The organism is Bradyrhizobium prioriisuperbiae, from assembly GCF_032397745.1.
Lineage (GTDB): Bacteria > Pseudomonadota > Alphaproteobacteria > Rhizobiales > Xanthobacteraceae > Bradyrhizobium_A > Bradyrhizobium_A prioriisuperbiae.
Genome location: NZ_CP135921.1, coordinates 6,854,622 through 6,879,296, shown reverse-complemented (window position 1 = coordinate 6,879,296; position 24,675 = coordinate 6,854,622). Strand labels below are relative to the sequence as shown.

At 62.6% G+C, this 24,675-nt stretch carries 24 protein-coding genes and 1 tRNA gene; 22 read left to right on the top strand and 3 right to left on the bottom strand.

Annotation, left to right across the window (positions count from 1 at the left end; translation table 11 throughout):
* Nucleotides 1–31: 31 nt before the first annotated feature.
* The gene (gene rimO / locus RS897_RS32460; RefSeq protein WP_315838816.1) at nucleotides 32–1,357 is read right to left on the bottom strand and encodes a 30S ribosomal protein S12 methylthiotransferase RimO; all 1,326 of its coding nucleotides are present in this window, start codon (nucleotides 1,355–1,357) and stop codon (nucleotides 32–34) included.
* A gap of 173 nt (nucleotides 1,358–1,530) precedes the next feature.
* On the opposite strand from rimO, the gene RS897_RS32455 reads away from it, so the two are divergent.
* The 14 genes from RS897_RS32455 to RS897_RS32390 all read left to right on the top strand — a co-directional run bounded on the left by RS897_RS32455 (nucleotide 1,531) and on the right by RS897_RS32390 (nucleotide 16,720).
* Nucleotides 1,531–2,118 carry an ANTAR domain-containing response regulator gene (locus RS897_RS32455; RefSeq protein ID WP_315832763.1) on the top strand — a complete coding sequence of 196 codons (588 nt, stop codon included), beginning with the start codon at nucleotides 1,531–1,533 and terminating at the stop codon, nucleotides 2,116–2,118.
* Nucleotides 2,115–3,287, top strand: a complete 1,173-nt coding sequence (locus RS897_RS32450) for a CmpA/NrtA family ABC transporter substrate-binding protein (RefSeq protein WP_315832762.1) — start codon at nucleotides 2,115–2,117, stop codon at nucleotides 3,285–3,287. Before RS897_RS32455 ends, RS897_RS32450 begins: the two co-directional genes overlap by 4 nt.
* 348 nt (nucleotides 3,288–3,635) lie before the next feature.
* Complete coding sequence (locus RS897_RS32445; RefSeq protein WP_315832761.1) at nucleotides 3,636–4,964, top strand: CmpA/NrtA family ABC transporter substrate-binding protein; 1,329 nt, start codon at nucleotides 3,636–3,638, stop codon at nucleotides 4,962–4,964.
* Nucleotides 4,965–5,026: 62 nt separating this feature from the next.
* Entirely contained in the window at nucleotides 5,027–5,920 is an 894-nt protein-coding gene (gene ntrB / locus RS897_RS32440) for a nitrate ABC transporter permease (RefSeq protein WP_315832760.1), read from the top strand.
* 13 nt (nucleotides 5,921–5,933) lie between these two features.
* A complete protein-coding gene (locus RS897_RS32435; protein ID WP_315832759.1) occupies nucleotides 5,934–6,728 on the top strand; it encodes an ABC transporter ATP-binding protein in 795 nt (264 codons plus the stop codon).
* A 24-nt stretch (nucleotides 6,729–6,752) separates the two neighbouring features.
* Entirely contained in the window at nucleotides 6,753–7,967 is a 1,215-nt protein-coding gene (locus RS897_RS32430) for an NAD(P)/FAD-dependent oxidoreductase (RefSeq protein WP_315832758.1), read from the top strand.
* 2 nt (nucleotides 7,968–7,969) lie between these two features.
* Entirely contained in the window at nucleotides 7,970–9,721 is a 1,752-nt protein-coding gene (locus tag RS897_RS32425; protein ID WP_315832757.1) for a NirA family protein, read from the top strand.
* The gene (locus tag RS897_RS32420; RefSeq protein WP_315832756.1) at nucleotides 9,718–11,328 is read left to right on the top strand and encodes a sulfite reductase subunit alpha; all 1,611 of its coding nucleotides are present in this window, start codon (nucleotides 9,718–9,720) and stop codon (nucleotides 11,326–11,328) included. The genes RS897_RS32425 and RS897_RS32420 overlap by 4 nt, the downstream gene beginning before the upstream one ends.
* Before the next feature lie 240 nt (nucleotides 11,329–11,568).
* On the top strand, nucleotides 11,569–11,721 hold the full coding sequence (locus RS897_RS32415; RefSeq protein ID WP_315832755.1) for a hypothetical protein: 153 nt from the start codon (nucleotides 11,569–11,571) through the stop codon (nucleotides 11,719–11,721).
* Nucleotides 11,722–11,773: 52 nt separating this feature from the next.
* Nucleotides 11,774–14,494: a molybdopterin-dependent oxidoreductase gene (locus RS897_RS32410; RefSeq protein WP_315832754.1), complete on the top strand. Its 2,721-nt coding sequence runs from the start codon at nucleotides 11,774–11,776 to the stop codon at nucleotides 14,492–14,494.
* 81 nt (nucleotides 14,495–14,575) lie between these two features.
* A complete protein-coding gene (locus RS897_RS32405) occupies nucleotides 14,576–15,115 on the top strand; it encodes a GNAT family N-acetyltransferase (protein WP_315832753.1) in 540 nt (179 codons plus the stop codon).
* A 193-nt stretch (nucleotides 15,116–15,308) separates the two neighbouring features.
* Nucleotides 15,309–16,013, top strand: coding sequence for a ribonuclease activity regulator RraA (locus RS897_RS32400; protein WP_315832752.1), 705 nt, complete (start codon nucleotides 15,309–15,311; stop codon nucleotides 16,011–16,013).
* A 105-nt stretch (nucleotides 16,014–16,118) separates the two neighbouring features.
* The gene (locus RS897_RS32395) at nucleotides 16,119–16,526 is read left to right on the top strand and encodes a (R)-mandelonitrile lyase (RefSeq protein WP_315832751.1); all 408 of its coding nucleotides are present in this window, start codon (nucleotides 16,119–16,121) and stop codon (nucleotides 16,524–16,526) included.
* Nucleotides 16,527–16,630: 104 nt separating this feature from the next.
* Nucleotides 16,631–16,720, top strand: a tRNA-Ser gene (locus RS897_RS32390).
* A gap of 87 nt (nucleotides 16,721–16,807) precedes the next feature.
* Here the strand turns inward: RS897_RS32390 and RS897_RS32385 are convergent.
* Entirely contained in the window at nucleotides 16,808–17,128 is a 321-nt protein-coding gene (locus RS897_RS32385) for a hypothetical protein (protein ID WP_315832750.1), read from the bottom strand.
* 435 nt (nucleotides 17,129–17,563) lie between these two features.
* On the opposite strand from RS897_RS32385, the gene RS897_RS32380 reads away from it, so the two are divergent.
* The 4 genes from RS897_RS32380 (at nucleotide 17,564) to kdgT (ending at nucleotide 20,849) form a co-directional block, all read left to right on the top strand.
* Nucleotides 17,564–18,199, top strand: coding sequence for a class I SAM-dependent methyltransferase (locus RS897_RS32380; protein WP_315832749.1), 636 nt, complete (start codon nucleotides 17,564–17,566; stop codon nucleotides 18,197–18,199).
* Between the two features lie 248 nt (nucleotides 18,200–18,447).
* Nucleotides 18,448–18,855, top strand: a complete 408-nt coding sequence (locus RS897_RS32375) for a hypothetical protein (RefSeq protein ID WP_315832748.1) — start codon at nucleotides 18,448–18,450, stop codon at nucleotides 18,853–18,855.
* A gap of 409 nt (nucleotides 18,856–19,264) precedes the next feature.
* A complete protein-coding gene (locus RS897_RS32370; RefSeq protein ID WP_407654357.1) occupies nucleotides 19,265–19,591 on the top strand; it encodes a GrlR family regulatory protein in 327 nt (108 codons plus the stop codon).
* A gap of 256 nt (nucleotides 19,592–19,847) precedes the next feature.
* Nucleotides 19,848–20,849 carry a 2-keto-3-deoxygluconate transporter gene (gene kdgT / locus RS897_RS32365; protein WP_315832747.1) on the top strand — a complete coding sequence of 334 codons (1,002 nt, stop codon included), beginning with the start codon at nucleotides 19,848–19,850 and terminating at the stop codon, nucleotides 20,847–20,849.
* A 185-nt stretch (nucleotides 20,850–21,034) separates the two neighbouring features.
* On the opposite strand, the gene RS897_RS32360 is transcribed toward kdgT, so the two are convergent.
* On the bottom strand, nucleotides 21,035–21,598 hold the full coding sequence (locus tag RS897_RS32360) for a PAS domain-containing protein (protein ID WP_315832746.1): 564 nt from the start codon (nucleotides 21,596–21,598) through the stop codon (nucleotides 21,035–21,037).
* 477 nt (nucleotides 21,599–22,075) lie between these two features.
* Here RS897_RS32360 and RS897_RS32355 point away from each other — a divergent pair, with 477 nt between their 5' ends.
* The 4 genes from RS897_RS32355 (at nucleotide 22,076) to RS897_RS32340 (ending at nucleotide 24,562) form a co-directional block, all read left to right on the top strand.
* Complete coding sequence (locus tag RS897_RS32355; protein ID WP_315832745.1) at nucleotides 22,076–22,801, top strand: helix-turn-helix transcriptional regulator; 726 nt, start codon at nucleotides 22,076–22,078, stop codon at nucleotides 22,799–22,801.
* An 81-nt stretch (nucleotides 22,802–22,882) separates the two neighbouring features.
* A complete protein-coding gene (locus tag RS897_RS32350; protein WP_315832744.1) occupies nucleotides 22,883–23,554 on the top strand; it encodes an acyl-homoserine-lactone synthase in 672 nt (223 codons plus the stop codon).
* A gap of 59 nt (nucleotides 23,555–23,613) precedes the next feature.
* The gene (locus tag RS897_RS32345) at nucleotides 23,614–23,811 is read left to right on the top strand and encodes a hypothetical protein (protein ID WP_315832743.1); all 198 of its coding nucleotides are present in this window, start codon (nucleotides 23,614–23,616) and stop codon (nucleotides 23,809–23,811) included.
* Nucleotides 23,812–23,854: 43 nt separating this feature from the next.
* The gene (locus tag RS897_RS32340; RefSeq protein ID WP_315832742.1) at nucleotides 23,855–24,562 is read left to right on the top strand and encodes a metallophosphoesterase; all 708 of its coding nucleotides are present in this window, start codon (nucleotides 23,855–23,857) and stop codon (nucleotides 24,560–24,562) included.
* The last annotated feature ends 113 nt before the right edge of the window (nucleotides 24,563–24,675 follow it).

Below are 24,675 nucleotides of genomic sequence, written 5' to 3'. Positions count from 1 at the left end.
GCCGAACGGCAGGTGGTGTCAAGCGTTGATGTCAGAACCCCGCCACGGTCCCGTGCAGGTCGTATTCGTCGGCGCGCTCGATCTTGGCGGTGACGATGTCGCCGACGCGCAGCGGGCGGCGGCTGGTGACGTAGACGTTGCCGTCGATCTGCGGTGCATCCGCCTTGGAGCGGCCTTTGGCGACGCTCGGGCCGACTTCGTCGATGATCACCTGCTGGCGAGTGCCGACCTTGCGCTTGAGGCGGCGCGCAGAGATCTTCTGCTGGCGCGCCATCAGGGCGTTCCAGCGTTCGGTCTTGATGTCGTCGGGGACGGGATTTGCGAGCGCATTGGACGTCGCGCCGCCGACCGGTTCGTACTTGAAGCAGCCGAGGCGATCGATTTCGGCCTCGTCGAGCCAGTCCAGGAGATAGGCGAAGTCAGCGTCGGTCTCGCCGGGGAAGCCGACGATGAAGGTGGAGCGCAAGGTCAGGTCCGGGCACTGCTCGCGCCAGGCCTTGATCCGGCCCAGCGTCTTGTCTTGCGCCGCCGGGCGCTTCATCTGCTTCAGCACGTCGGGGCTCGCATGCTGGAACGGGATGTCGAGGTAGGGCAGCACCTTGCCTTCGGTCATCAGGCCGATGACTTCGTCGACATGCGGGTAGGGGTAGACGTACTGCAGGCGCACCCAGGCGCCGAGTTCACCGAGCTCTCGGGCGAGATCATAGAAGCGGGCGCGGACCTCGCGGTCCTTCCACTTGGAGGGCGCGTATTTCAGATCGATGCCGTAGGCGGAGGTGTCCTGCGACACCACCAGCAATTCCTTGACGCCGGCATTGACCAGCTTCTCGGCCTCGCGCAGCACGTCATCGGCGGTGCGCGACACCAGATCGCCGCGCAGCTTGGGGATGATGCAGAAGGTGCAGCGGTTGTTGCAGCCTTCGGAAATCTTCAGATAAGCGTAGTGCCGCGGCGTCAGCTTGATGCCCTGCGGCGGCACCAGATCGAGGTGCGGATTGTGCAGCGGCGGGATGGCGCGGTGCACGGCGTCGAGCACGCTCTCATATTGCTGCGGACCGGTGATCGACAGCACGCCGGGGTAGGCCTGCTCGATCTGCTCGGGTTCGGCCCCCATGCAGCCGGTGACGATGACCTTGCCGTTCTCGGCCATGGCCTCGCCGATGGCGCCGAGCGATTCCTGCTTGGCGCTGTCGAGGAAGCCGCAGGTGTTGACGATAACGAGATCCGCGCCGTCGTGCTTGCGCGCCAGCTCATAGCCTTCCGCGCGCAGCCGCGTGATGATGCGCTCGGAATCCACCAGCGCCTTGGGGCACCCCAAGGACACGAAACTGACTTTTGGCGCGACGCCCTTGTCCATCATTCTCCATCCGGTTAGAACCGGAGGGCTAGCCTTGATTACCGTTGATTTCAAGGCCAGTTAAGGTCCTTGGCCGCGCGCCGGAGCGGAATAGGACCCGTCGGGCCCAATGATGCGCCTGGTTGCGACAAACATGGCCATTATGACCGGTTTATCCGGTAAAAGAGCATTGGATGCCGGCGGAATCGACCAAGATCGTGATTGTCGACGAAAGTCCGATCCGGGCAGCCATCCTGCAGGAGGGGTTGCGGGAGGCTGGATTTACCACCGTTGAGCATATCAGCGAGATGCAGAATCTCCTGGCCCGCATCTACGCCATCGATCCGGACGTGATCGTGATCGACCTCGAAAACCCCAGCCGCGACGTGCTGGAACAGATGTTCCAGGTCAGCCGGGCTGTCCGGCGTCCCATCGCGATGTTCGTCGACCAGAGCGATTCCGCCTCGATCCAGGCCTCGGTCGATGCCGGGGTCTCGGCCTATATCGTCGACGGCCTAAAAAAAGAGCGGATCAAGCCGGTGCTGGATCTCTGCATCTCGCGCTTCAACGCGTTCGCGCGGCTGCAGGACGAACTCGACCGTACCAAGTCAGCGCTGGAAGAGCGCAAGGTCATCGACCGCGCCAAGGGCCTGCTGATGAAACTCAAGGGCCTGACCGAAGACGAAGCTTATGTGCTGATGCGATCGACCGCGATGCGCGAGAAGAAGAAGATCGCCGACATCGCGCAGTCGATCATCACGGCCGCGGAGATGTTGAAATGAGCAGCAAGTCCCTGCGTGTCGGGTTCATTCCCCTGGTCGATGCCGCCGCGCTGATTGTCGCGGTCGACAAGGGATTCGCGGCGGAGGAGGGGCTCGACGTCACGCTGGTGCGCGAAGTGTCGTGGTCCAACGTGCGCGACAAGCTCAATCTCGGGCTGTTCGACGCCGCCCACCTGCTGGCGCCGGTCGCCATCGCCTCGAGCCTAGGCCTCGGCCACGTCAAAGTGCCGATCGCGGCCCCCTTCACGCTGGGCGTGAACGGCAACGCGATTACCATTTCGCCGGCGCTGCATGCGGCGATCATGGCGCAGATCGAGGGTGAGACGACCGACCCGATGGCGACAGCAAAGGCGCTTGCTCGTGTCGTCGCGGCGCGACGGGACAACGGGCTGGAGCCGCTGACTTTCGGCATGACGTTTCCATTCTCCACCCACAATTATCAGTTGCGGTTCTGGATGGCGGCGGGCGGCGTCGATCCCGACGAGGACGTCCGCCTGGTGGTGCTGCCGCCGCCCTACATGGTGGACAGCCTGGCCAATGGCCATGTCGATGCGTTCTGTGTCGGTGCGCCCTGGAATTCGATCGCGGTCGATCTCGGCGTCGGCCATATCCTGCATTTCGTCTCCGACATTCTGGTGCGCGCGGCCGAGAAGGTGCTGGCGGTGCGCCAGCGCTGGGCCGATGACAACCCCGATACCGTCGCCGCGCTGGTGCGCGCCTGTCAGCGCGCCGCCGCCTTTATCGAGAAGCCGGAGAACCGCGCGGTGGCGGCCGACATCCTTGCCGCTCCCGAGCGGATCGGTGTCGATGCCGAAGTCATTCGCCGCACCCTCGACGGCCGCTTGAAGGTGTCTCCGGACGGCAGGATCCGGGAAAGCGGCCGCTATCTTCTGGTCGGTCGCGAAGATGCGGCGCGACCCGATCCGGTGCAGGCCGCCTGGCTCTACGCCCAGATGGTGCGCTGGGGGCAAACCGCCGCCACGACCGAGGCCCTGCGGATTGCGAAGTCGGTGTTCCGGCCCGATCTCTACGATGCGGCGATCGGTGCTTCGGCGCCCGCGCGGGTCGTCGGGGACGGGATCGGTGCGTTCGCGGGACCGGCGTTCGATCCCAACGACATTGCCGGGCACCTTGGCTCGTTCGTGATCAGGCGGCGGCCGCCAACCTGACGGGATCGTTTTTCGCGCTGCCTAATTATTGCGCGCTGCACAAAAATCAACCTTTCTGCAAATCGGACAGCCGCGCTGACGAGCTGCGCGCCGCCGGCTGATTCTTTGAACTATAATTTATTCAAAGACTTAGACGCATTCTAAAACTGGCACGGAGTTTGAATAAAGCTTGGCAGGCTGAGACGAAGGCCGACGGTCCGCTGGAGGACCAAGCAGCAATGCCGCTGTCCTGGAGGGAGCCGCCGTAGGTGGTTTCAGCCGGGGGCGGCATTTGTCGTTTTGGGCGAGATGAGAGACCGGACCGGCAGCAGTGAATTTGGGCCACACCGGAAAAGGAAAACGGACAAGATGACGACAACCACCAAAGGATCCAACGAGGGATCGAACGGCCGTGGCGTCAATCGGCGCACACTGATCAAAGCCGGGGCAGGCACCGCCGCGCTGCTTGCATCCATCAAGCTGAACTTTCCCGGCGGCGCGTTTGCGCAAGGCGCCGGGCCGGAAGTGAAGGGAGCCAAACTCGGCTTCATCGCGCTGACCGATGCGTCGCCGCTGTTCGTCGCGAAGGAAAAGGGCCTCTTTGCCAAATACGGCATGCCCGATGTCGAGGTGCAGAAGCAGGCCTCGTGGGGCACCACGCGCGACAACCTGGTGCTGGGCTCCGAGGGCAACGGCATCGACGGCGCGCATATCCTGACCCCGATGCCCTACCTGATCTCCGCGGGCAAGGTGACCCAGAATAACGTGCCGACGCCGATGTACATCCTGGCGCGCCTCAACCTGAACGGCCAGTGCATCTCGGTCGCCAAGGAATACAGCGATCTCAAGATCGGCGTCGACACCACGCCGTTCAAGCCGGCGCTCGAAAAGAAGAAAGCCTCCGGCAAGGCCATCAAGGCGGCCATGACGTTTCCCGGTGGCACCCACGATCTGTGGATCCGCTACTGGCTGGCCGCCGGCGGCATCGACCCCGACAAGGACATCGAGACCATCGTGGTTCCGCCGGCCCAGATGGTGGCGAACATGAAGGTCGGCACCATGGACTGCTTCTGCGTCTGCGAGCCCTGGAATCTGCAATTGATCCATCAGGACATCGGCTACACGGCGCTCACCACCGGTGAACTCTGGGACAAACACCCCGAGAAGTCGTTCGGTCTTCGGGCTGCGTTCGTGGACAAGTATCCGAAGGCCGCGAAGGCGCTGCTGATGGCGGTGATGGAAGCCCAGCAGTGGTGCGAGAAGATGGAGAACCGCGAAGAAACCGCGGCGATCTGCGCCAAGCGCCAGTGGATCAACGTGCCGGTCGAGGACGTCACCGATCGGATGAAGGGCAAGTTCGACTACGGCACCGGCCGCGTGGTCGAAAACAGCCCGCAGCAGATGCGGTTCTGGAAGGATCAGGCGTCCTATCCGTTCCAGAGCCACGACCTCTGGTTCATCACCGAAGATATCCGCTGGGGCAAGTACGAGGCGAACTATGATGCCAAAGCATTGATCGCCAAGGTCAACCGCGAGGACCTGTGGCGGGAGGCGGCCAAGGAACTCGGCGTCGCCGCGTCCGACATTCCGACATCGACCTCGCGCGGCAAGGAAACCTTCTTCGATGGCAAGGTGTTCGATCCGGAAAATCCGGCCGCGTACCTGAAGTCGCTCTCCATCAAGCGCGTCGACGTCTGATCAACCCGGACCGCCCTCTCTGTGGGCGGTCCGCCCTTTTTGAATTTGGAGACGTTTGAAACATGAATATGACCGCGCTGAAGACCGAGCCCGCGACGGAAATTCCGGCGGTATCCGCGCCGATCCTGACCATCACCCCGAAGCGGCCGCCATTGACCGAGAAGCTCGTGAAGTTTGCCCGGGAAGCGTCGGTGCGCGTGATTCCACCGGTCATCGTCATCGCCTTGTTCCTGGTGGTGTGGGAGCTGTTGTGCCGCAAGGCCGGCGCGACGCTGCCGCCGCCGTCGAAAGTCTTGCGCGATACCAAAGAGCTGATCCTCGATCCGTTTTACGACCGCGGCGGCATCGACAAGGGCCTGTTCTGGCATCTGTCCGCCAGCCTGCAGCGCGTTGCGCTGGGCTATTCGCTGTCGGTGATCGCCGGCGTCGGGCTCGGCACCCTGGTCGGCCAGTCGGTGTGGGCGATGCGCGGCCTCGATCCGATCTTCCAGGTGCTGCGTACCATTCCGCCGCTGGCCTGGCTGCCGCTGTCGCTGGCGGCGTTCCGCGACGGCCAGCCCTCGGCGATCTTCGTGATCTTCATCACCTCGATCTGGCCGATCATCATCAACACCGCGGTCGGCATCCGCAATATCCCGCAGGACTATCGCAATGTCGCCGCGGTGGTGCAACTCAATCCGCTTGAGTTCTTCAGCAAGGTGATGCTCCCGTCGGCGGCGCCCTACATCTTCACCGGCCTGCGCATCGGCATCGGCCTGTCATGGCTCGCGATCGTGGCCGCGGAAATGCTGATCGGCGGCGTCGGCATCGGCTTCTTCATCTGGGACGCGTGGAATTCCTCGCACATCAGCGAAATCATCCTGGCGCTGTTCTATGTCGGCGTCATCGGCTTCGTGCTCGATCGCATCATTGCGCTGATCGCCACCATCGTAACCCACGGCACGGCCAACAACTGAGAAGGGAATTGTCATGCACGCCTATCTCAAGCTCGATCACATCGACAAGACCTTCACCCGCGGCCAGGCCACGACCGAGGTCCTCAAGGATATCAACCTGACCATCACCCAGGGCGAATACGTCTCGATCATCGGCCATTCCGGTTGCGGAAAATCGACGCTGCTGAACATCGTCGCCGGACTGACGCCGGCGACCAATGGCGGTGTGTTGCTGGAGAACCGCGAGGTGAATTCGCCGGGGCCGGATCGCGCCGTGGTGTTCCAGAACCACAGCCTGCTGCCGTGGCTGACGGTCTACGACAACGTCCGGCTCGGCGTCGACAAAGTGTTCCGCCGCACCAAGAGCCGGGCGGAGCGCGATGCCTGGACCATGCACAACCTCAATCTGGTGCAGATGGCGCACGCCAAGGATAAGCGGCCGGCGGAAATCTCCGGCGGCATGAAGCAGCGTGTCGGCATCGCGCGCGCGCTGGCCATGGAGCCGAAGGTGCTGCTGCTCGACGAGCCGTTTGGCGCGCTCGACGCGCTGACCCGCGCGCATCTGCAGGACTCGGTGATGGCGCTGCACCAGAAGCTCAACAACACGGTGATGATGATCACCCACGACGTCGACGAGGCCGTGCTGCTGTCGGACCGGATCGTGATGATGACCAACGGCCCCAGCGCCCGGATCGGCGAGGTGCTGGAGGTGCCGCTGCCGCATCCGCGCAAGCGGCTCGAACTGGCGTCGAATGCGACTTATCTCAAGTGCAGGCAGCGCGTGCTTGAGTTCCTCTATGAGCGTCACCGCTTCGTGGAAGCGGCGTAATCATTACAGAACGAGGCGGCCCTCATGAGTGAACCTCTTGTCATCATCGGCAACGGCATGGCGGCCGCGAGGCTGGCGGAAGAGCTCGCCAAGCGCGCGCTCGGCAAATATGCGGTGGCGATCATCGGCGACGAGCCTCGGCTCGCGTATAACCGGGTGCTGCTGTCGTCGGTGCTGGCCGGCGACGTCGCCTCCGCCGACATCGAGCTGAAACCCGCGCAATGGTGGCGCGACCGCGGCGTTACGCTGAGTTATGGACAGGCGGCGACAGCGGTCGATGTCGATAACCGGACCGTGCAGCTCGCCGATGGCCGCTGCGTGCCGTTCGCAAAGCTGGTGTTCGCCACGGGATCACAGGCGCTGCGGCTGAACGTGCCGGGCGCGCAACTCGATGGCGTGCACACGTTCCGCGACAGCCGCGATGTCGACCTGCTGCTGCGGCTTGCCGCCGACAAAAAACGCGTGGTGGTGATCGGCGGCGGCCTGCTCGGGCTGGAGGCGGCTTACGGGCTGGCAAAGGCCGGATCGGCCGTCACGCTGGTGCATTTGATGGACCGCCTGATGGAGCGGCAGCTCGACACCCCGGCCGGCGCACTGCTCAAGCGCCTGGTCGAGGCCAAGGGCGTCAAGGTGATGCTGGAGGCCAGCACCTCGCATATCGTGGGCGAGACGGCTGTCGAAGGCATCACGTTTGCCGACGGTTCGACCATTCCCACCGATGCGGTGATCTTCGCCGCCGGCATCCGCCCCAATGCGGGCCTGGCCAAAGAGGCGGGCCTCACGGTCAACCGCGGCATCGTGGTCGACGACCGGATGCAGACTTCGGTCGCCGGTGTCTACGCACTCGGCGAATGCGCCGAACATCGTGGCACCTGCTACGGGCTGGTGGAGCCCGCCTATGAGCAGGCGCGGGTGCTGGCCAACGTGCTCGGCGAGGGCGGCGCACAGTATGAGGGAAGCGTAGTCGCCACCAATCTGAAAGTGTCGGGCGTCAATGTGTTCTCGGCCGGCGATTTCCTTGGCAGCCAGACCAGCGAGACCATCGTGCTGCGTGATGCCCGGCTCGCCACCTACAAGAAGCTGGTGGTCGAGAACGACCGGCTGACCGGTGCCGTGCTGGTTGGAGATACCCAGGATGCACTCTGGTACCTGGACCTGATCCGTACCGCCGCGCCGGTCGGCACGATTCGCGATGACCTGATGTTCGGCCGCGCTCTGGCCGAGAAACGAGCCGCATAACCATGTCCGGCGATTTCTCTCCCGACCAGAAACGTTATCTCGAAGGTTTCGTCTCCGGGCTCGGCGCATCGCGGCTGGCACGGACCGCGGCGCCGGCACGCTCCGAGCCTGTCGGCCCCGATGCGATTCATCTGAAGGCGCAGGACCGCACCGTCGCTGCCGGTGGCAAGCTCAATGAGCAGGAAAAAATCAAACGCGACGAACATCCCTTCGATGCCTATCCGCGTCTCGTAGCCCAGGCCCATGGCAACGCGGCGCCGAAGCCGGCGGACAACTTCCGCTGGCGTTATTACGGCATCTTTTACGTGGCGCCGACGCAGAGCTCCTATATGTGCCGGATGCGGATTCCGAACGGGATTCTCAAGCACTGGCAGTTTGCCGGCGTGGCCGATATCGCCGAGCAGTTCGCCGGCGGCTACGCCCATGTCACCACCCGCGCCAACCTGCAGATCCGAGAGATCGAGCCGAAGAATGCGATCAACGTGATCGAAGGCCTGCAGGATCTCGGCCTGTGCTCGCGCGGCTCCGGCGCGGACAACATCCGCAACGTGACGGGGACGCCGACGGCGGGGATCGATCCGCAGGAGCTGCTAGACACCCGGCCGCATGCGCGCGAATGGCATTTTCATATCCTGAACGACCGTGCGCTGTATGGGCTGCCGCGGAAGTTCAATGTCGCGTTCGACGGAGCCGGGCGCATCCCCGTGCTGGAAGATACCAACGACATCGCGTTCCAGGCGGTCGAGGTCGGCGAGGGACATGGCGTCGAAGCCGGCGTCTACTATCGGCTGGCGCTCGGCGGCATCACCGGCCACAAGGACCTGGCCCGCGACACCGGTGTGATCCTGCGGCCGGAGCAGGCGACTTGGATCGCCGATGCCATCGTGCGCGTCTTCATCGAGCATGGCGACCGCACAAATCGCAACAAGGCACGCCTGAAATATGTGCTCGATGCCTGGGGTTTCGAAAAATTCCTCAAAGCAGTCGAGGAGAAACTCGGATTTGCGTTGACGCGTGTGCCGGCCGAGGCCGTGTCGCCGAGGCCTGTTTTCGATCGGAGCGCGCATCTCGGCGTGCACAGCCAGAAGCAGGCCGGCCTGAACTGGGTCGGCGTCGCGCTGAAGCTCGGCCATCTTTCGCCGGCGCAGATTCGCGGCTTGGCGAAGCTGGCGCAGGATTTTGGCGACGGCGACATCCGACTGACCGTCTGGCAGAACCTGCTGCTGTCGGGCATCGCCGACGCCGACGTGGCAGAGGTCGCCGCCGCGATCACGGCGCTGGGGCTGGCGACGGAAGCATCGGCCATTCGCACGGGTCTCGTGGCCTGCACCGGCGCCACCGGCTGCCGCTTCGCGGGCGCGCACACCAAGGAAGATGCCGACACCATCGCCGCCTGGTGCGAACAGCACGTTGCGCTCGACACGCCGATTAATATTCATTTGACCGGCTGCCATCACTCCTGCGCCCAGCATTATATCGGCGACATCGGGCTGATCGGCGCGCGCGTGCCGGTGAACGACGACGGCGATACGGTCGACGGTTATCACGTCCATGTTGGCGGTGGGTTCGGGCCCGATGGCGCCATGGCGCGGGAACTCTATCGCGACGTCAAGGCCGAGGACGCGCCACGCACGATCGAGCGCGTGCTGAAGTCCTATCTCGCGAACCGGACGGATACGTCAGAGACTTTTGTCGGCTTCGCCGGCCGCTATGATACCGACGCCATCAGGCGCATGGCGGAGAGCGTGGAATGAACCAGATGTCACCCCAGGCGACGATAGAATTGATCCCGGACAACGCGCCGTTCTCTGCCGAGCAGCGCTCATGGCTGAATGGATTCCTCGCCGGGCTGGTATCGCTCGATGGCGGCGTCACACCGCTGTCGCCGGAGCAGGGCGCCGCGGTGATGAAGGAGGCGACCGGCGACGACGGCGAGGCGCCCTGGCACGACCAGACCATGCCGATGGCCGAGCGCATGAAGCTCGCCGAGGGACGGCCGCTGCCCCGCCGGATGATGGCGGCGATGGCGCAGCAGGATTGCGGCCAGTGCGGCTACAACTGCCACGACTATTCCGAGGTGATCGCCAGCCGCAAGGAGAGCCGGCTCAATCTCTGCGTGCCCGGCGGCAAGGACACCATGCGGATGCTCAAGGGCCTCTATGAGGAACTTGACAAAGCGCCGGCCGCAAAGCCGGACACGACGGACGCCGTTGTGCCTGCGGCGGTCGTCGAACCGGATGCCGCGTCCCGCGGCCGCTCCCGCGACAATCCGGCGATGGCGTCGTTCCTGTCGCGGCGGCTGCTGAACAAGCCGGGTTCGGAGAAGGAAACCTGGCATATCGAGTTCGATCTCGCGACAATCGGGCTCGACTATGTCGTCGGCGACTCGTTCGGGGTGTTCGCCAAAAACGATCTCGGCCTGGTCGACCAGATCATCGCCATGCTCGGTGCGTCGCATGTCACCGATGTCAACGGCAAGACGCTGCGCGACGTGCTGCAGAACGATGTGTCGCTGGCGCCGGCGCCGGACAGCCTGTTCGAGCTGCTGTCGTTCATTTCCGGCGGCGCCGTGCGGGAAAAAGCCCGCGCGCTGGCGCAGGGCGGCGATCCCGACGGCGACGCGACGAATCTCGATGTGCTGGCGACCCTGCAGAAATTTCCCGGCATCCGGCCGCATCCGGAAGCCTTTGTCGAAGCGCTGGAGCCGTTGCAGCCGCGGCTCTATTCGATCTCGTCGTCGCACAGTGCCACACCTGGCCGTTTGTCGCTGACCGTCGACACCGTTCGTTATGTGATCGGCAAGCGCAAGCGGCTTGGTCTCGCGTCGACGTTTCTGGCTGAACGCATCACTCCCGGCGACACACTGCCGGTTTATGTGCAGAAGGCGCACGGCTTCGGCCTGCCGCAGGATCCGACTACACCGGTGATCATGATCGGTCCCGGCACCGGGATCGCGCCGTTCCGCGCCTTCCTGCATGAACGCAAAGCCACCATGGCGCCGGGGCGCAACTGGCTGTTCTTCGGGCATCAGCGCAGCGACTGCGATTTCTTTTATGCCGACGAACTCAACGCGATGAAATCCGCGGGCCACCTGACGCGGCTGTCACTGGCGTGGTCGCGTGATGGCACCGAGAAGTTCTATGTGCAGGACCGGATGCGCGAAGTCGGGCGCGAACTGTGGTCGTGGCTCGCCGACGGCGCTCACGTCTACGTCTGCGGCGATGCCAAGCGCATGGCCAAGGATGTGGAGCGGGCACTGATCGATATCACCGCGCAGTTCGGCGCACGCTCGATCGATGAAGCCGTCGCCTTTGTCACCGAGCTCAAGAAGAAGGGGCGGTATCAGCAGGACGTCTATTGAGGCGTCTGGGCCGAATCCGGCCCGGTGGTGTGCAGGCGGTGCGGCGACAATTTGCTGAAAAATGCAGCTTTTGGACTGGAATGAGGGAAATGAAGCAGGCGCGGAACCGGGACTTGAAGGAATCTTTGCCTAGACGGCCGCGCCGGCAGGCAAGATTTTCGTTATTTTCCGCCGTGCCTTGCGGGAGACCGCGGCAGACCCCGAATATAGCGCATGACCACCCGCTGGAGATCGAGGTCCATGCGCGAACTGCTCTCGGAAGCACGTCTGCACTCCTATGCCCGTTCGGTGTCGCCGAAGGCAGACGATCGCTTGCACACCATCGCTCTGTACAGCGCCTTCACGGTGATCGCGCTCGTGGTCTTCGGCACGCTGTCCTTCCATCCGTTCTAACGGACTCTCATCGCGCTTTCAGCGCTGAACGGCATGTCATGCGGGATATCGCATGACCGCGATCGATCCCAACCTGAAAACCACGCGGACCACGTGCCCCTATTGCGGCGTCGGTTGCGGCGTACTCGCGGCCCCCGACGGCAAGGGCGGTGCTGTGATCGCGGGCGATCCGGATCATCCAGCGAATTTCGGCCGTCTCTGTTCCAAGGGATCGGCGCTTGGTGAAACCCTCGGCGCGAGGGAACGGCTGCTGCATCCGATGGTGCGCTGTGCGAACGGCAAGCTCGAGCAGGTCGCCTGGGTCGATGCGCTCGATCATGTGGCGCAGCGGTTCCAGCATATCGTGGCCAAGCATGGACCGGACTCGGTCGCCTTCTATCTGTCCGGCCAGTTGCTGACGGAAGACTATTACGTTGCCAACAAGTTCATGAAGGGGTTTGTCGGCACCGCCAATGTCGACACCAACTCGCGGCTCTGCATGTCGTCGTCGGTGGCCGGACATAAGCGTGCCTTCGGCGCCGATACGGTTCCCGGCTGCTACGAAGATCTCGATGAGGCCGATCTGCTGGTGCTGGTCGGCTCCAATGCCGCCTGGTGTCATCCGGTGCTGTTCCAGCGGATGATGCAGAACAAGCAGCAGCGCGGCGCGCGGATGGTCGTGATCGATCCGCGCCGGACCGACACGGCCGAGGGCGCTGAGCTGTTCCTCGGCATCAGGCCGGGCAGCGACACGGCGTTGTTCAGCGGATTGCTGGTTCATCTCGCAGACAGCAGCGCGATCGATCGCAACTATGTCGAACAGCACACGTCGGGTTTTGAGGAGGCACTGGTACGCGCGCGCGGCATTGCCGGCAGCGTGGCGGCGACGGCGCAAGCGACGGGGCTCGCGGAGAGCGACGTCCTCAGCTTCTTCGAGCTGTTTCGGACGACGCCACGGGTGGTGACGGCCTATTCGCAGGGCGTGAACCAGTCGGCTCAGGGCACCGACAAGGTCAACGCCATTATCAATTGCCATCTGGCGACGGGGCGGATCGGAAAGCCCGGCGCTTCGCCGTTCTCGCTGACCGGGCAGCCGAATGCGATGGGCGGCCGCGAGGTCGGCGGTCTCGCCAACCAGCTCGCCGCGCACATGTCGTTCAGCCCGACCGATGTCGATCGCGTCAGGCGTTACTGGCGTGCCCCGCACATGGCCAAGCACGAAGGGCTCAAGGCCGTGCAGATGTTCGAAGCCATCGGACGCGGCGAGATCAAGGCGCTGTGGGTGATGGGCACCAATCCGGTGGTCTCGTTGCCGGACGCTGACAACGTGCGCGCGGCGTTGGCCAAGCTCGATCTGTTCGTGGTATCGGAAAATGTGCTGTCGAACGACACCGTCAATTCCGGCGTCCATGTGCTGCTGCCGGCCCAGGCCTGGGGCGAGAAGTCCGGCACGGTGACAAACTCCGAGCGCCGGATCTCGCGCCAGCGCCGTTTCATGCCGGTGGCCGGCGAAGCCAAACCCGACTGGTGGATTGTCAGCGAAGTGGCGAAACGGCTGGGATTTCGTGACGCGTTCAGCTTCAAGAGCGCCGGCGATGTGTTTCGTGAGCACGCCCGCCTGTCGGCATTCGAGAACTACGGCAGCCGTGACTTCGACATCGGCGCGCTCGGCCACATCCCGGATGCGGCGTTCGACATCATGCCCCCCGTGGCCTGGCCGCTCCGGGCCGGCGAGGCGCGTCCGCAGGCGCGGTTCTTCTCCGAGGGTGGGTTCTATTGGCCCGATCGCAAGGCGCGTTTCATTGCGCCCGAGACCCCCGATTTGCGCCAGGCGACATCACCCGATCGCCCATTGCGGCTTAACACCGGCCGTATCCGCGACCAGTGGCACACCATGACCCGCACCGGCCTCAGCCCGCGTCTGGGACAGCATCTGCCCGAACCGTTTGTTGAAGTTCATCCCGACGACGCTAGCGAGTTCGGCGTGACGGATGGCGAGTTTGCCCGGATCGACAGCGATCATGGCCGCTGCATCCTGAAGGTCGTGGTCAGCGATCGCCAGCAACGCAGGTCGCTGTTCGCGCCGATCCACTGGAGCGGGGAGACTTCGTCGTCTGCCCGGGTCGGCGCGCTGGTCGCGCCATTGACCGATCCACTCTCGGGACAGCCGGAGAGCAAGGCGACACCGACGCACATCGCGCCGCATTCATTCGCGCAACGGGGCTTCGTGCTGTCGCGCGCACCTCTGGCGCTGCCGCCCGGGGTATGGTGGGCGCGTGTCGCTGTGACCGGTGGCTATGGCTATCTGCTGGCGGCGAACGAGACGACCGGCGCGTGGCAATCCTGGCTGCAGAGCGTCAGCGGTTCGACGGACATTGCCGAATACGAAGATCCGAAACGCCAAATCTATCGTGCCGCGGCGTATCGCGGCGATGCTTTGGAGGTGAGCCTGTTTGTCGGTCCGGCCGACGAGGCCATCGCCTGGGATGCCGTCAAGACGGCGTTCGCAACAGACCGCCTGGACGACGACGACCGCCGGGCGTTGTTGTCCGGTCGCTCGCGCGACGGGGCCAGCAGCACGGGGCCGATCGTCTGCGCCTGCTTCGGGGTCGGACGCACCACGATCTGCAACGTCATCGCGTCAGGCCAGGCCAAGAGCGCAACTGAGATCGGCGCGCTTCTGAAGGCCGGAACAAACTGTGGGTCGTGCGTGCCGGAGTTGAAGCGGCTGATCGCGCAAACCGAAGTGACGGTTGAAGTCGCTGCCGAACAGAAAGAGCTTGTCGGCGTCTGACGCTGGCAGGCCCCGCTCAATCGTGATGATATATATGAGATCGCACTCATCGTTGCTTATGCGCAGACTCATGAGGCTCGCATGCAGATCATCGTTCGCGACGCGATACCAGGCGATCTCCCAAGCGTGCTGTCGATCTACAATCATGCTGCCGTGAATACCACGGCCGTCTGGACCGATAGGTCGTCGGATCTTGCCGAACGACAGGACTGGTTCCTGGCCCGGAAGAAAAGTGGATGGCCCGTACTCGTCGCCAAAGCATCACAGCAGGTGATCGGCTTTGGCTCCTTCGGTGATTTCAGGTCCTGGCCCGGCTACCGGTACACGGTGGAGAATTCCGTCTATGTCGACGCTGCCTTCCATCGCCAGGGCGCGGCTCGTGCGCTTCTCAAATCGCTGATCGCACGTGCCGTCGAACTCGAAAAATATGTGATGGTCGCGGGCATCGAGGCCGCAAACGAAGCGTCGCTGGCCCTGCACCGGAGTGAAGGCTTTATCGAGGCCGGTCGCATTCCTGAAGTCGGCTGCAAGTTCGGGCGGTGGCTCGACCTTATATTTCTATCCAGACAACTGGATCACCGCGCCGAACCCGGCGGTCAGGTCGTCGAAGTCAAAACGTGAGACGGCCGCTCAAGGGAACGTGATCTTTGCCCCGTCAAAGACCCGCAACCGATTGGCAATCCCGGTGATTTCGGGCATGACATGGCGCGTTTCGCGTGGTTTGGTCGCACAATCGGCGTCCGGTTTGCGACCCATGCCGAGGTTCCCGCGCGGCCGTCCCGGCGCCAGGATTATTCAAGGAGTTCATCGTTTTATGCCGCTCGATCCGAAATCCATCGAGGTCTTGAAGACCGTTTCCACCGCCACCATCACGACCGTGCTGCTCAAGAAGGGGCTGCGCAACGTCTGGCTGCGCGGCACCCGGCCGCTGCGGCCGGGGCTGCCGAGGCTGGTGGGGCCGGCCTTCACGCTGCGCTTCGTGCCGGCACGTGAGGATCTGGCGACGCCGGAGTCATGGTCGGCGCCGATCTCGACGCGAACCGCCATAGAGGCGATGCCGGAGGGCTGCATTGCCGTGGTGGACGCGATGGGCGTGACTGATGCCGGCATTTTCGGCGACATCCTTTGCGCTCGCATGGCGAAGCGCAAGGTGACGGCGCTGGTGACCGACGGTGTTGTCCGCGACCTGGAAGGCGTGCTCGGCACCGGCCTGCCGGTGTGGTGCAACGGCGCGGCGGCGCCGCCGTCGGTGGGCGGGCTGACGTTCGTCAATTGGGGCGAGCCGATCGCCTGCGGCGGCGTGGCGGTGTTTCCCAATGACATCATCGTTGCCGACCAGGACGGCGCGGTGCTGATCCCGCAGGCGCAGCTCGATCATATCCTGGCCGAGGGCCCCGAGCAGGAGCGCATGGAAGCCTGGATCGTCAACGAGGTGAACGACGGCGCGGTGCTGCCGGGGCTCTATCCGATGAATGCCGAGACCAAGGCGCGTTACGCCGCCAGCAAAGCGAAATCCTGAACACCCAAATTCTGATGCCGTAAGTCCGGCGACGATCGACCGGCATCGGGGCAGGGCTGTCCCGATGCCGCAACAACATCAACAAACAACTCAATGAGGATGCCCATGGATATTCACGTCGCCGGCTCACGGCCTTCGATCCGTCCCCCGAAGGAGTATTTCACCGGCACCGTCTGGCAGGACCCGATCATCGCGACGGCTGCGCCGGCGCGGGTGGTCTCGGCGCGCGTGGCATTCGAGCCCGGCGCACGCACCGCCTGGCACACCCATCCGCTGGGGCAGACGCTGCATGTGCTGCAGGGTGTTGGCCTGGTGCAGGCCAAGGGCGGACCGATCCGCGAGATCCGCGCCGGCGACACCGTGTGGATTCCGCCCGGCGAGAAACATTGGCATGGGGCGAGCGCCAAAAACGGCATGGTGCATATCGCGACGCAGGAGTCGCTCGACGGCAGCCACGTAGTGTGGATGGAGCATGTCACCGACGACGAGTACGGCGGGCCGGTCGACCGCTGAGAGCTTGAGGCCCGATCGCGGATCGGGCAGGGATGCCGCGCAGCATTGCCCAGCCCCGCAAATGGCTTGCAATTCCAGCCTCATTCCCTCATGAGGAACGCGCTGGAAGGGTGGCCGAGTGGTTTAAGGCACCGGTCTTGAAAACCGGCGTGCCTGCAAGGGTACCGTGGGTTCGAATCCCACCCCTTCCGCCAAGGGTCATCAAAGCGAGCAAGCTGGATCGACGTGACGACGACCGGCCGCGCCGGACGCCGGACTGACCGGCCGCGTCGTGTTCCCGGCTACCAGGTCTGATTCCGGGAATTGTCGTAGCCATGGCCGCCGTAATAGCCATAACCCGGATAGCTGCGGGGCGGTGCGCTGTAGTAGGTCGGGCCGTCGTCATAGGCTGGACCGTATGAATAGGCCGGGCCATCGTAATAGGCATAAGGGCCACCGGAGGCTGCATAAGCGCCCGCCGCCAGCGCCCCGGCCGCGAGACCAAGTCCGATGGCCGGACCACCCCAACCGCCGCCGTGGCGCCATCCGCGCGCCTCGGCTGGCGCCGTCGCCATCGTCGCGAGGGCGGCCACCGACGCGAGAACCAGAATTGCTTTTTTCATCAATCGCTCCTTGGGCAAGCACCATGAGTATCAACGCCCCTCAACGCGGAGGTGGCTCGAAAGTTGCGCTGCGCAACCGTGGCCTTCAACAGCAGTCATTCAAGAATGCGTGTTGGATCAATGGAGGGTGAAAGGATACCCCTTGCGCTATTCTGCCGCCCCAAAAACCGGGAGCGGACATGCGTGCTTTTCGGGCCACACGATTCTCGTCTACAGGATGTCACGCTCCCACTTCTGCGTTCCCTGCAAACGAATTTTCAGGCTCTCGATCCGCCATTCGCCGCCGATCACGTGATCTTCTGTCAGATAACCAGCCATCACCGCTGCCTATTGACGCACAAGCTGCTGCGGATCTTGACTTGAGCGCTCACGCCTTCGCTCTGTTCGGCTCAATGCCGAAACCGCGCACGGTCACAGATCGAGGAGTAACTTATCGTGGGAATAGAGAGCGACGCCCGTTTCTGGGACCGCGCGTCACAAAAATATGCGAAGGGTGCGATTGCGGACCAGGCTGGATATGAACGCACGCTGGAGCGGACCCGCGCGCTGTTGGGGGCAGGCGACAGGGTGCTGGAGCTAGGCTGCGGCACCGGAACGACGGCGCTGCGGCTTGCGGGTCATGTTCAGGAGTATCTGGCAACGGATATTTCCACTGCAATGATCGTGATTGCCAATGAGAAACGCGCCACCGATTCCATTCCGAATCTTGTCTTCCGCACCGCGACCGCGGACGCGCTGACACCTGAGGCTGTAACGTTCAATGCGGTTCTGGGATTCAACTATTTGCATCTGGTCCGCGATCTGCCTGGCACGCTGCGCCGGATCCACGCTCTGCTTGCTGACGAGGGCATGTTCATCTCCAAGACACCCTGCGTCGGGGAGATGAACCCACTCGTCCGGCTTGTGTTACCCGCGATGCGTGCGATCGGCAAAGCACCCCATGCTGGGGTCTTTCGGGTGTCAGATTTGAGCGAGCTTATACGTGCCGCCGGCTTCGACATCGTTGCCACTGAAAATCACGCCACGAAAGGCGATGACAAGCGTCCTTACATCGTGGCGCGCAAAAGGTGAGGTGAAACAAGAGGTCGCTTCGTGACTTGCATGATGATCCTTCGGCACGACGAACGGCAGCGAATTGGCCGCCGTGGATGCTGTGAAGAAGCATGTCGGCGAGTTCTGCAGGTACTCACCTGCGGCATATTGGCCAGTCAATTGTTGCGGGGACTGTGAGCCGGATCACACGTCTTCTGTCTTGTCCCTCCGTATTCTTTCCTTGCACGAGACCTCCACCGCGAGGGCGATAGCAAGGAGATCCTCTCATGACAAAATATGCATTTCCTGTTGCACTCGGCTTCACGGCCGCAGTGCTGTGGTTTTCGGCGGCTCAAGCTGCCAACAACAAGCACTTTGGGGTGGTTTGCCTGCGGAATGATACCAAGGCCAACATCACCTACCAGCGCAGAGTCGGTAACGGTGGCTGGCAGACCCGCTTCCTGGCGCCAGGTGATTCCTGGAGAATCTCTCACCGCTATGACAGCGCGAACGAAAACGAGTCGCCGAAAGTCCTTGTCAATTATGACGCCGACGCCACGGGCCGGAAGTTCACGCAGAACAAGGAACTCTCGCGGCGGGCCGCCGTTGGCGAGACGTGTCAGGAAGCCAGCCTCTATGCCTTCCAGTATGAGAGGGCCAATCGGAATTTCATCACGCTTGAACGTGTCCGATAGTTGCTGACACCGAACGGCTTGAGGGATGTCTAGAAAAGCGGCGAGGCGGGCCGGAGCGTCATGCCGGCCGCCTTGCCGTCACGGCGTCCAGCGCGACGCGCTTTATCCCGGTCGAGCGCTCGCGCCTAGTACCCACTTTTGATCAAACGTGATTCAGAATCGGTGGGCACGTACAGTGTTTGCTCGTGTCACTTGGCTATGATTCCGGGTACTAGGAATCCGATGCTGCTCCATTTGCGGATGCCGGTTGGGTGAGGTCGCCTCTTGCCGTGCGCCGTCATGTCCAATTGTAACGAATGACGCAAACGTTATTTAGCCAACTCGAGCATGCCATCCAAAGTAGTAACGACAAATAAATGCTCTCTCGCCTACATCTGACAGCAAGAAGAACTTCCTGACGAGTGCCATCGTGTTTCAAGGCTTGTACAAGATCGAATTCGAAACCCCGCGGGGCAAGGCGTCCGGCGTGGTGCATGCGCTGGATGGCCGGTTGCGCGGCGGCAGTTCGGCGTTTGCCTATATCGGGTCATATTCGCAGCAGGGCAGCACGGTGATTGGGGATGTCTCCAGCCGCCGGCATACCGTCGATGCCAATCATCCGTCGGTCTATCCGTTCGACGAGGTGCGGATCTCGTTTTCCGGTGTCGTCAACGGCGACCTCGCGATGTGCGAAGGCACTGCCGCGGAAGCGCCAGGCCTTGCCTTCAAGGCGCTTCTGACCAAGCTCGCCGACTGAGCACACGTTGCTGTCCGTTGCAGGCGCCGCGACCGGCGTCTCACGGCGTCGCGGTCCGCTTTTGCGTGCCGTATGAGCCGGGGCCAATCCCACAAAGTGGGTCGGCATGGCTGCCATCAGCCGAAAACCTCCTGAAATAATCTGATTTTGTTATCTAATCCGATTTGATATCGCATCGGGCAACACGTCCGACCGGCGATCCCGGCCGGGCGTTTGCGCGGGCTGCCGCAACAATAACGAACAGAGAGGAAATACGGTGCGGATCAAGACTTACGTGGAAAAAGTACCTGGTGGCCTGATGCTGGTCCCGCTGATTCTGGGCGCGCTCTGCAAGACTTTCGCCCCCGACGCCGGCAAGTACTTCGGTTCGTTCACCAACGGTCTGATCAGTGGAACCGTGCCTATCCTCGCGGTGTGGTTCTTTTGCATGGGTGCGACAATCGATCTGCGCGCGACCGGCGTGGTGCTGAGGAAATCCGGCACGCTGCTGGTGACGAAGATGCTGGTGGCGTGGCTCGCCACTCTGATCGCATCGAAATTCATTCCCGACGGCGGCATCACCACAGGCGTACTGGCCGGACTTTCAGTGCTCGCCATCACCGCATCGATGGACATGACCAATGGCGGCCTCTATGCGGCGGTGATGCAGCAATACGGCACCAACGAGGAGGCCAGCGCGTTCGTTTTGATGTCGGTGGAATCCGGACCGCTGTTCAGCATGCTGATCCTGGGCGCGACCGGTGTCGCCGTGTTCGAGCCGCGCCTGTTCGTCGGCGCGGTGCTGCCGTTCCTGATCGGATTTGCATTGGGCAATCTCGATTCCGATCTGCGGGAGTTTTTCGGCCGCTGCGTCCATCCGCTGATCCCGTTCTTCGGCTTCGCGCTCGGATGCGGCATCGACCTCAATGTCATCACCACCAGCGGTCCGGCGGGCGTCCTGCTCGGGCTCGGTGTTATCGTGGTGACCGGTATTCCGCTGATCCTTGCCGACAAGTTCATCGGTGGCGGCAACGGCACCGCCGGCATTGCGGCATCGAGCACCGCCGGCGCCGCGGTTGCCAATCCCACCATCATCGGCGAGATGATCCCGAAGCTCAAACCCATCGTGCCGGCGGCGACGGCGCTGGTCGCCACCGCCTGCCTGATCACGGCGATCCTGGTGCCGATCCTGACGGCGTTGTGGGCAAAACATTCCGGGCGGGTGATTGCGGAGACCGATGCGGGCGCACAGCGCCTGACCACGAAGGAAGTGATCTAGATCCGTTCCAGAGCCATTTCCGTTCCGATAGAATCGGAACGGAGTTCTAGCATTTTGTTTTGATGCGGTTTCTCGACGCGAACCGATAGCCACTTCGCTGGAAAACGCTCTAACGACGACGCGAGACCGCAATCAAAACCGCGGTTTCGTGTCGTGAGCGTGCGGGGAGCGCAGCGAGATGCCGATTACGCCGCGCGAATTCGTTTTTCGTGGGTGATGTCGATCAGGCTGCCGGGGAAATGCAGCGGCCGGTCTTCTTCGTCGCGCCAGCAGCGACCGCGCGCGCGAACCCAGCGAATGGCCTGGTCCTTGCCGATCACGCGGTACTCGATTTCGTAGTCGTCGCCGGTTCTCACCGCAGTCTCGATCGCATCGGCGACGCGGTTCTGGTCGAGGGGATGAATTGCTTCGATCATCAATTCGATCGGCGCGCCGGCAGCCGCAAGCCGCGGATCGATGTTGTAGAACGCGGCGAATTGCCGGGTGCCGTAAATCTTGTTCGACGCGATGTCCCAATTCCAGCAGCCGACGATGCGCGGTGCATTCACGGACGCCGCATCGGCATCAGCACGCTGACGGTCTTCGCCAGCGTGTGCTTCGCTCGCATGGACGGCGTGCGCTTTTGCCTCGAGCACGCCCATGCTCAGCACCAGTGCGAGTGTGTCAAGGCCATGCAGCGTTGCAAGGTTCGACAACTCGTTGCACTTGTCGGCGATCCGAGCCGCTGCGATGTTTTTTCTGTTTTGCACAGTACTCCCCTTGAAAAATACTTATGCAAGCGAACGATCAAATGATGCTGACACGATTCGACATAAAACTCTACGATGAGTTGCGATCTGCAAACATCGCGTGTGGACGCGCTCACTACGTAACACGTTAAGTTTCGCTGCGAGCGGCGAGATGTCGCGCGCTATGATCGTGATGATGCGCGCATAGTGCGCGCGGGCATGACGCAACGATCGAGAGGAGATGCAATAGCAAACGATTGCATTTGATTTTCCGTCGACAACGCACGCTCGTCTTTGACGAATACGCTTGCCGGTGACGAAAGCAATTGCACTGCGGCCGTTGTCGTTGCGGATGCGCAAGAGAAGTCCAAGGGACAGTCTGGGTGCCATCGCCAGCCTTGTTTGCATGGCGTATACTAGAGCTGTACTTTTTTCACCTATTGAAGAACTGGGATCATGGATATCCCGCGCTCGTTCACAGAGGACTGAGACTCGACCATGGCGAATCTGGCGGACCCACACCTTGGACGTCGCGTCCTTGAGTTCATCGATGCTGCGGAAGTCGCCACACTTCCGCAGCAGGTGATGACGCTGTTCGAGGCCGCAGTCGGCGAATTCGGCTTCCACGCCTACATCATGGCCGGAATACCGACCTCGGATGTTTCACTCGATCGCGTGACACTCGCCAATGGCTGGCCTGCCGAATGGTTCGATGTCTATGTCAGGGATAATCTTTGTGCGGTCGATCCGATTCCGCGACACGCCTTAACAACCGTCCAACCGTTTCTCTGGAGTGAAGCGCGCTACGATCGCGACACAGACTCGGGCGCGCGTGGCGTGATGGAGCGGGCGCTTGATTTTCGTTTCAATAGCGGTTTCTGCATTCCGATCCACTATGACGCGTCAACGGCGGCCGTGAGCATGGCCGGTGATCGTCCCTACATCACCGATGAGACCAAGCGCGCACTGCACATCATTGGTCTTTATTCGCATAGCCGCATCCGTTCGCTGGGGCATAAACCTGCGCGATCGCTGTCGAACAATGAGGCCGAAGTGCTGCGCTGGGCCGCCGTCGGCAAGACCGCGTGGGAAACCAGCGTGATCATGAACATCGGGGAACGCAAGGTGCGGTTTCTGCTGACCGAAGCGCAGCGCAAGCTGAATGCAGCAAATCGGACTGCCGCAGTGGTGCAGGCCCTTGTCAAGGGCGAAATCAAGCTCTGAGCTGTACGTCCTTACACTGGAAGAATGCCATTTCGAAATTACTGTCCCAGTCGAAGCGACTATGCTTTGGCGGGGACAGGAATGACGGAGATTCACGTTATCCGGAAGGAGAACCGGCATCTTTATGAGCACTTGTTCGATCTATATCACCGATTGCGCTACGACATCTATGTCAGGCAGCGACGCTGGATGGCGCTGGACCGGCCCGACGGCCGCGAGATCGATCAGTTCGACACCGACGACGCGGTGTATCTTCTGGCGCTAGAAGGAACGCGCATTGTCGGCGGCATGCGGGCCATTCCGACGACATGCCCGACATTGCTGAGCGAAATCTTTCCGCAGCTCAACCTGCGGTCTCCGATTCATCGCCCCGACGTCTACGAATTGTCCCGGATATTGGTCGTCCCTGAACGTCGCGGCGAGCAGGCCGGGCCGGGGCTGGCGACGATGCTGCAAGCGGCGATCATCGAATACGGTCTCAGCGTCGGCCTCACTGGGTTCACCATCGTGCTGGAGACTTGGTGGCTGCCGCGGTTCGAGGAGCAGGGATGGCGGGCGAAGCCGCTGGGCTTGCCTATGGACATCGACGGCATGTCGACCGTTGCAGTGTACGTCTCATGCGACGAGGAGACCTGGGACGACATGGTCCAGCGCAAGGGCATCGCCGGGCCGATGCTGCACTGGCTCAATCTCAGTTCGGTGCCGCGCGTCGATATCAGCTTGAGCTGCAGGCCAACATTGCAGGTTTTCTAGATTTTCAACGGTTCAAGGGGGGCGGCCGGTTTCGATTTGAATCCGCCGGATAGTGACAGATGCCGATGATAACCGGGATGAACAACGATGAGGAATCCAAGCTGCTTACGAATCTGGAGGGCGCCATGCAATCGGCGCGAAATCTGGGGCTTCGCGATCTCCAACTGATCCTGAAAATGGCAACGCTAGAGCTCTGGAACCAGCGCGCACCCCGGATGCCGGCGTTGCGCGTCGCCGAAGGGGGCAAGCGCAAGTGATCAGCTGGTGCCCTGGAGCACGTCTCGCGTGTTAGGTTGCTGCATGACCCGCAGTTACGTCATCCCCGATCTGCATGGACGGCACGATCTCCTGGTCGCAGCGCTCGACGTGATCGCGACCCGCGCCCATGGTGATCCACTGACCCTGATCACGCTCGGCGACTACGTCGACAAAGGACCCCACAGCCGCCAGGTGATCGCGACGATAAGCGCTCTGCAGAGCGATCCGCCGACTGGATGGCGTATGATCTGCCTGATGGGCAATCATGACTGGATGATGCGCGAGGCCGTGCGCAAGCCGGAGACGCAGGAGTTCTGGATGGCGCGGGGCGGGGACATCGCGCTGGCGTCTTATGCGGACATGCCGGACGGCGGCATTCCCGAGGCTCATGTGCGCTGGCTCGAAGCTCTGGCCCCGATGCACGTCGACCGCCACCGCGTATTCGTCCATGCCGGGGTCGACAGCGGACAGCCACTGGATCAGCAGAGCGAGCGGACGCTGCTGTGGAAACGCTACCCCGACGATGACGCCGATGGATATGGCGAGCGCCATGTCGTGCACGGGCTCGATCGGTTTCCGGACGGGCCGAAACTGCTGCGGGGGCGGACCAATCTGGACACCATGGCCTGGGCGACCGGCCGGCTGGTGATCGGCGTGTTCGAAAACGATCGTCCCGGGGGTCCGGTGGACTTGATCGAAGTCCGTGGCGTGCCGTTCGCGGCTCCCTCATCATCGAGCAAGGCCAGTTGAGTGATCCGTATTGCCGACCGCTCCATCGCGGACGGAAGCGGGGAAAAGCAACCTCCGGTTTACCACTCGGCTGCTATCCCCATTTTTGCCTTGTTCTGGCTGCGTTATGATCA

Coding starts and splice junctions, on each gene's coding strand:
- RS897_RS32455 (WP_315832763.1), top strand. CDS start 1,531: ATGCCGGCGGAATCGACCAAGATCGTGATTGTCGACGAAAGTCCGATC.
- RS897_RS32405 (WP_315832753.1), top strand. CDS start 14,576: ATGCAGATCATCGTTCGCGACGCGATACCAGGCGATCTCCCAAGCGTG.
- RS897_RS32425 (WP_315832757.1), top strand. CDS start 7,970: ATGTCCGGCGATTTCTCTCCCGACCAGAAACGTTATCTCGAAGGTTTC.
- RS897_RS32355 (WP_315832745.1), top strand. CDS start 22,076: ATGGCGAATCTGGCGGACCCACACCTTGGACGTCGCGTCCTTGAGTTC.
- ntrB (WP_315832760.1), top strand. CDS start 5,027: ATGAATATGACCGCGCTGAAGACCGAGCCCGCGACGGAAATTCCGGCG.
- RS897_RS32350 (WP_315832744.1), top strand. CDS start 22,883: ATGACGGAGATTCACGTTATCCGGAAGGAGAACCGGCATCTTTATGAG.
- RS897_RS32445 (WP_315832761.1), top strand. CDS start 3,636: ATGACGACAACCACCAAAGGATCCAACGAGGGATCGAACGGCCGTGGC.
- rimO (WP_315838816.1), bottom strand. CDS start 1,357: ATGGACAAGGGCGTCGCGCCAAAAGTCAGTTTCGTGTCCTTGGGGTGC.
- RS897_RS32430 (WP_315832758.1), top strand. CDS start 6,753: ATGAGTGAACCTCTTGTCATCATCGGCAACGGCATGGCGGCCGCGAGG.
- RS897_RS32345 (WP_315832743.1), top strand. CDS start 23,614: ATGCCGATGATAACCGGGATGAACAACGATGAGGAATCCAAGCTGCTT.
- RS897_RS32410 (WP_315832754.1), top strand. CDS start 11,774: ATGACCGCGATCGATCCCAACCTGAAAACCACGCGGACCACGTGCCCC.
- RS897_RS32450 (WP_315832762.1), top strand. CDS start 2,115: ATGAGCAGCAAGTCCCTGCGTGTCGGGTTCATTCCCCTGGTCGATGCC.
- RS897_RS32375 (WP_315832748.1), top strand. CDS start 18,448: ATGACAAAATATGCATTTCCTGTTGCACTCGGCTTCACGGCCGCAGTG.
- RS897_RS32435 (WP_315832759.1), top strand. CDS start 5,934: ATGCACGCCTATCTCAAGCTCGATCACATCGACAAGACCTTCACCCGC.
- RS897_RS32415 (WP_315832755.1), top strand. CDS start 11,569: ATGCGCGAACTGCTCTCGGAAGCACGTCTGCACTCCTATGCCCGTTCG.
- RS897_RS32395 (WP_315832751.1), top strand. CDS start 16,119: ATGGATATTCACGTCGCCGGCTCACGGCCTTCGATCCGTCCCCCGAAG.
- RS897_RS32400 (WP_315832752.1), top strand. CDS start 15,309: ATGCCGCTCGATCCGAAATCCATCGAGGTCTTGAAGACCGTTTCCACC.
- RS897_RS32420 (WP_315832756.1), top strand. CDS start 9,718: ATGAACCAGATGTCACCCCAGGCGACGATAGAATTGATCCCGGACAAC.
- RS897_RS32385 (WP_315832750.1), bottom strand. CDS start 17,128: ATGAAAAAAGCAATTCTGGTTCTCGCGTCGGTGGCCGCCCTCGCGACG.
- RS897_RS32340 (WP_315832742.1), top strand. CDS start 23,855: ATGACCCGCAGTTACGTCATCCCCGATCTGCATGGACGGCACGATCTC.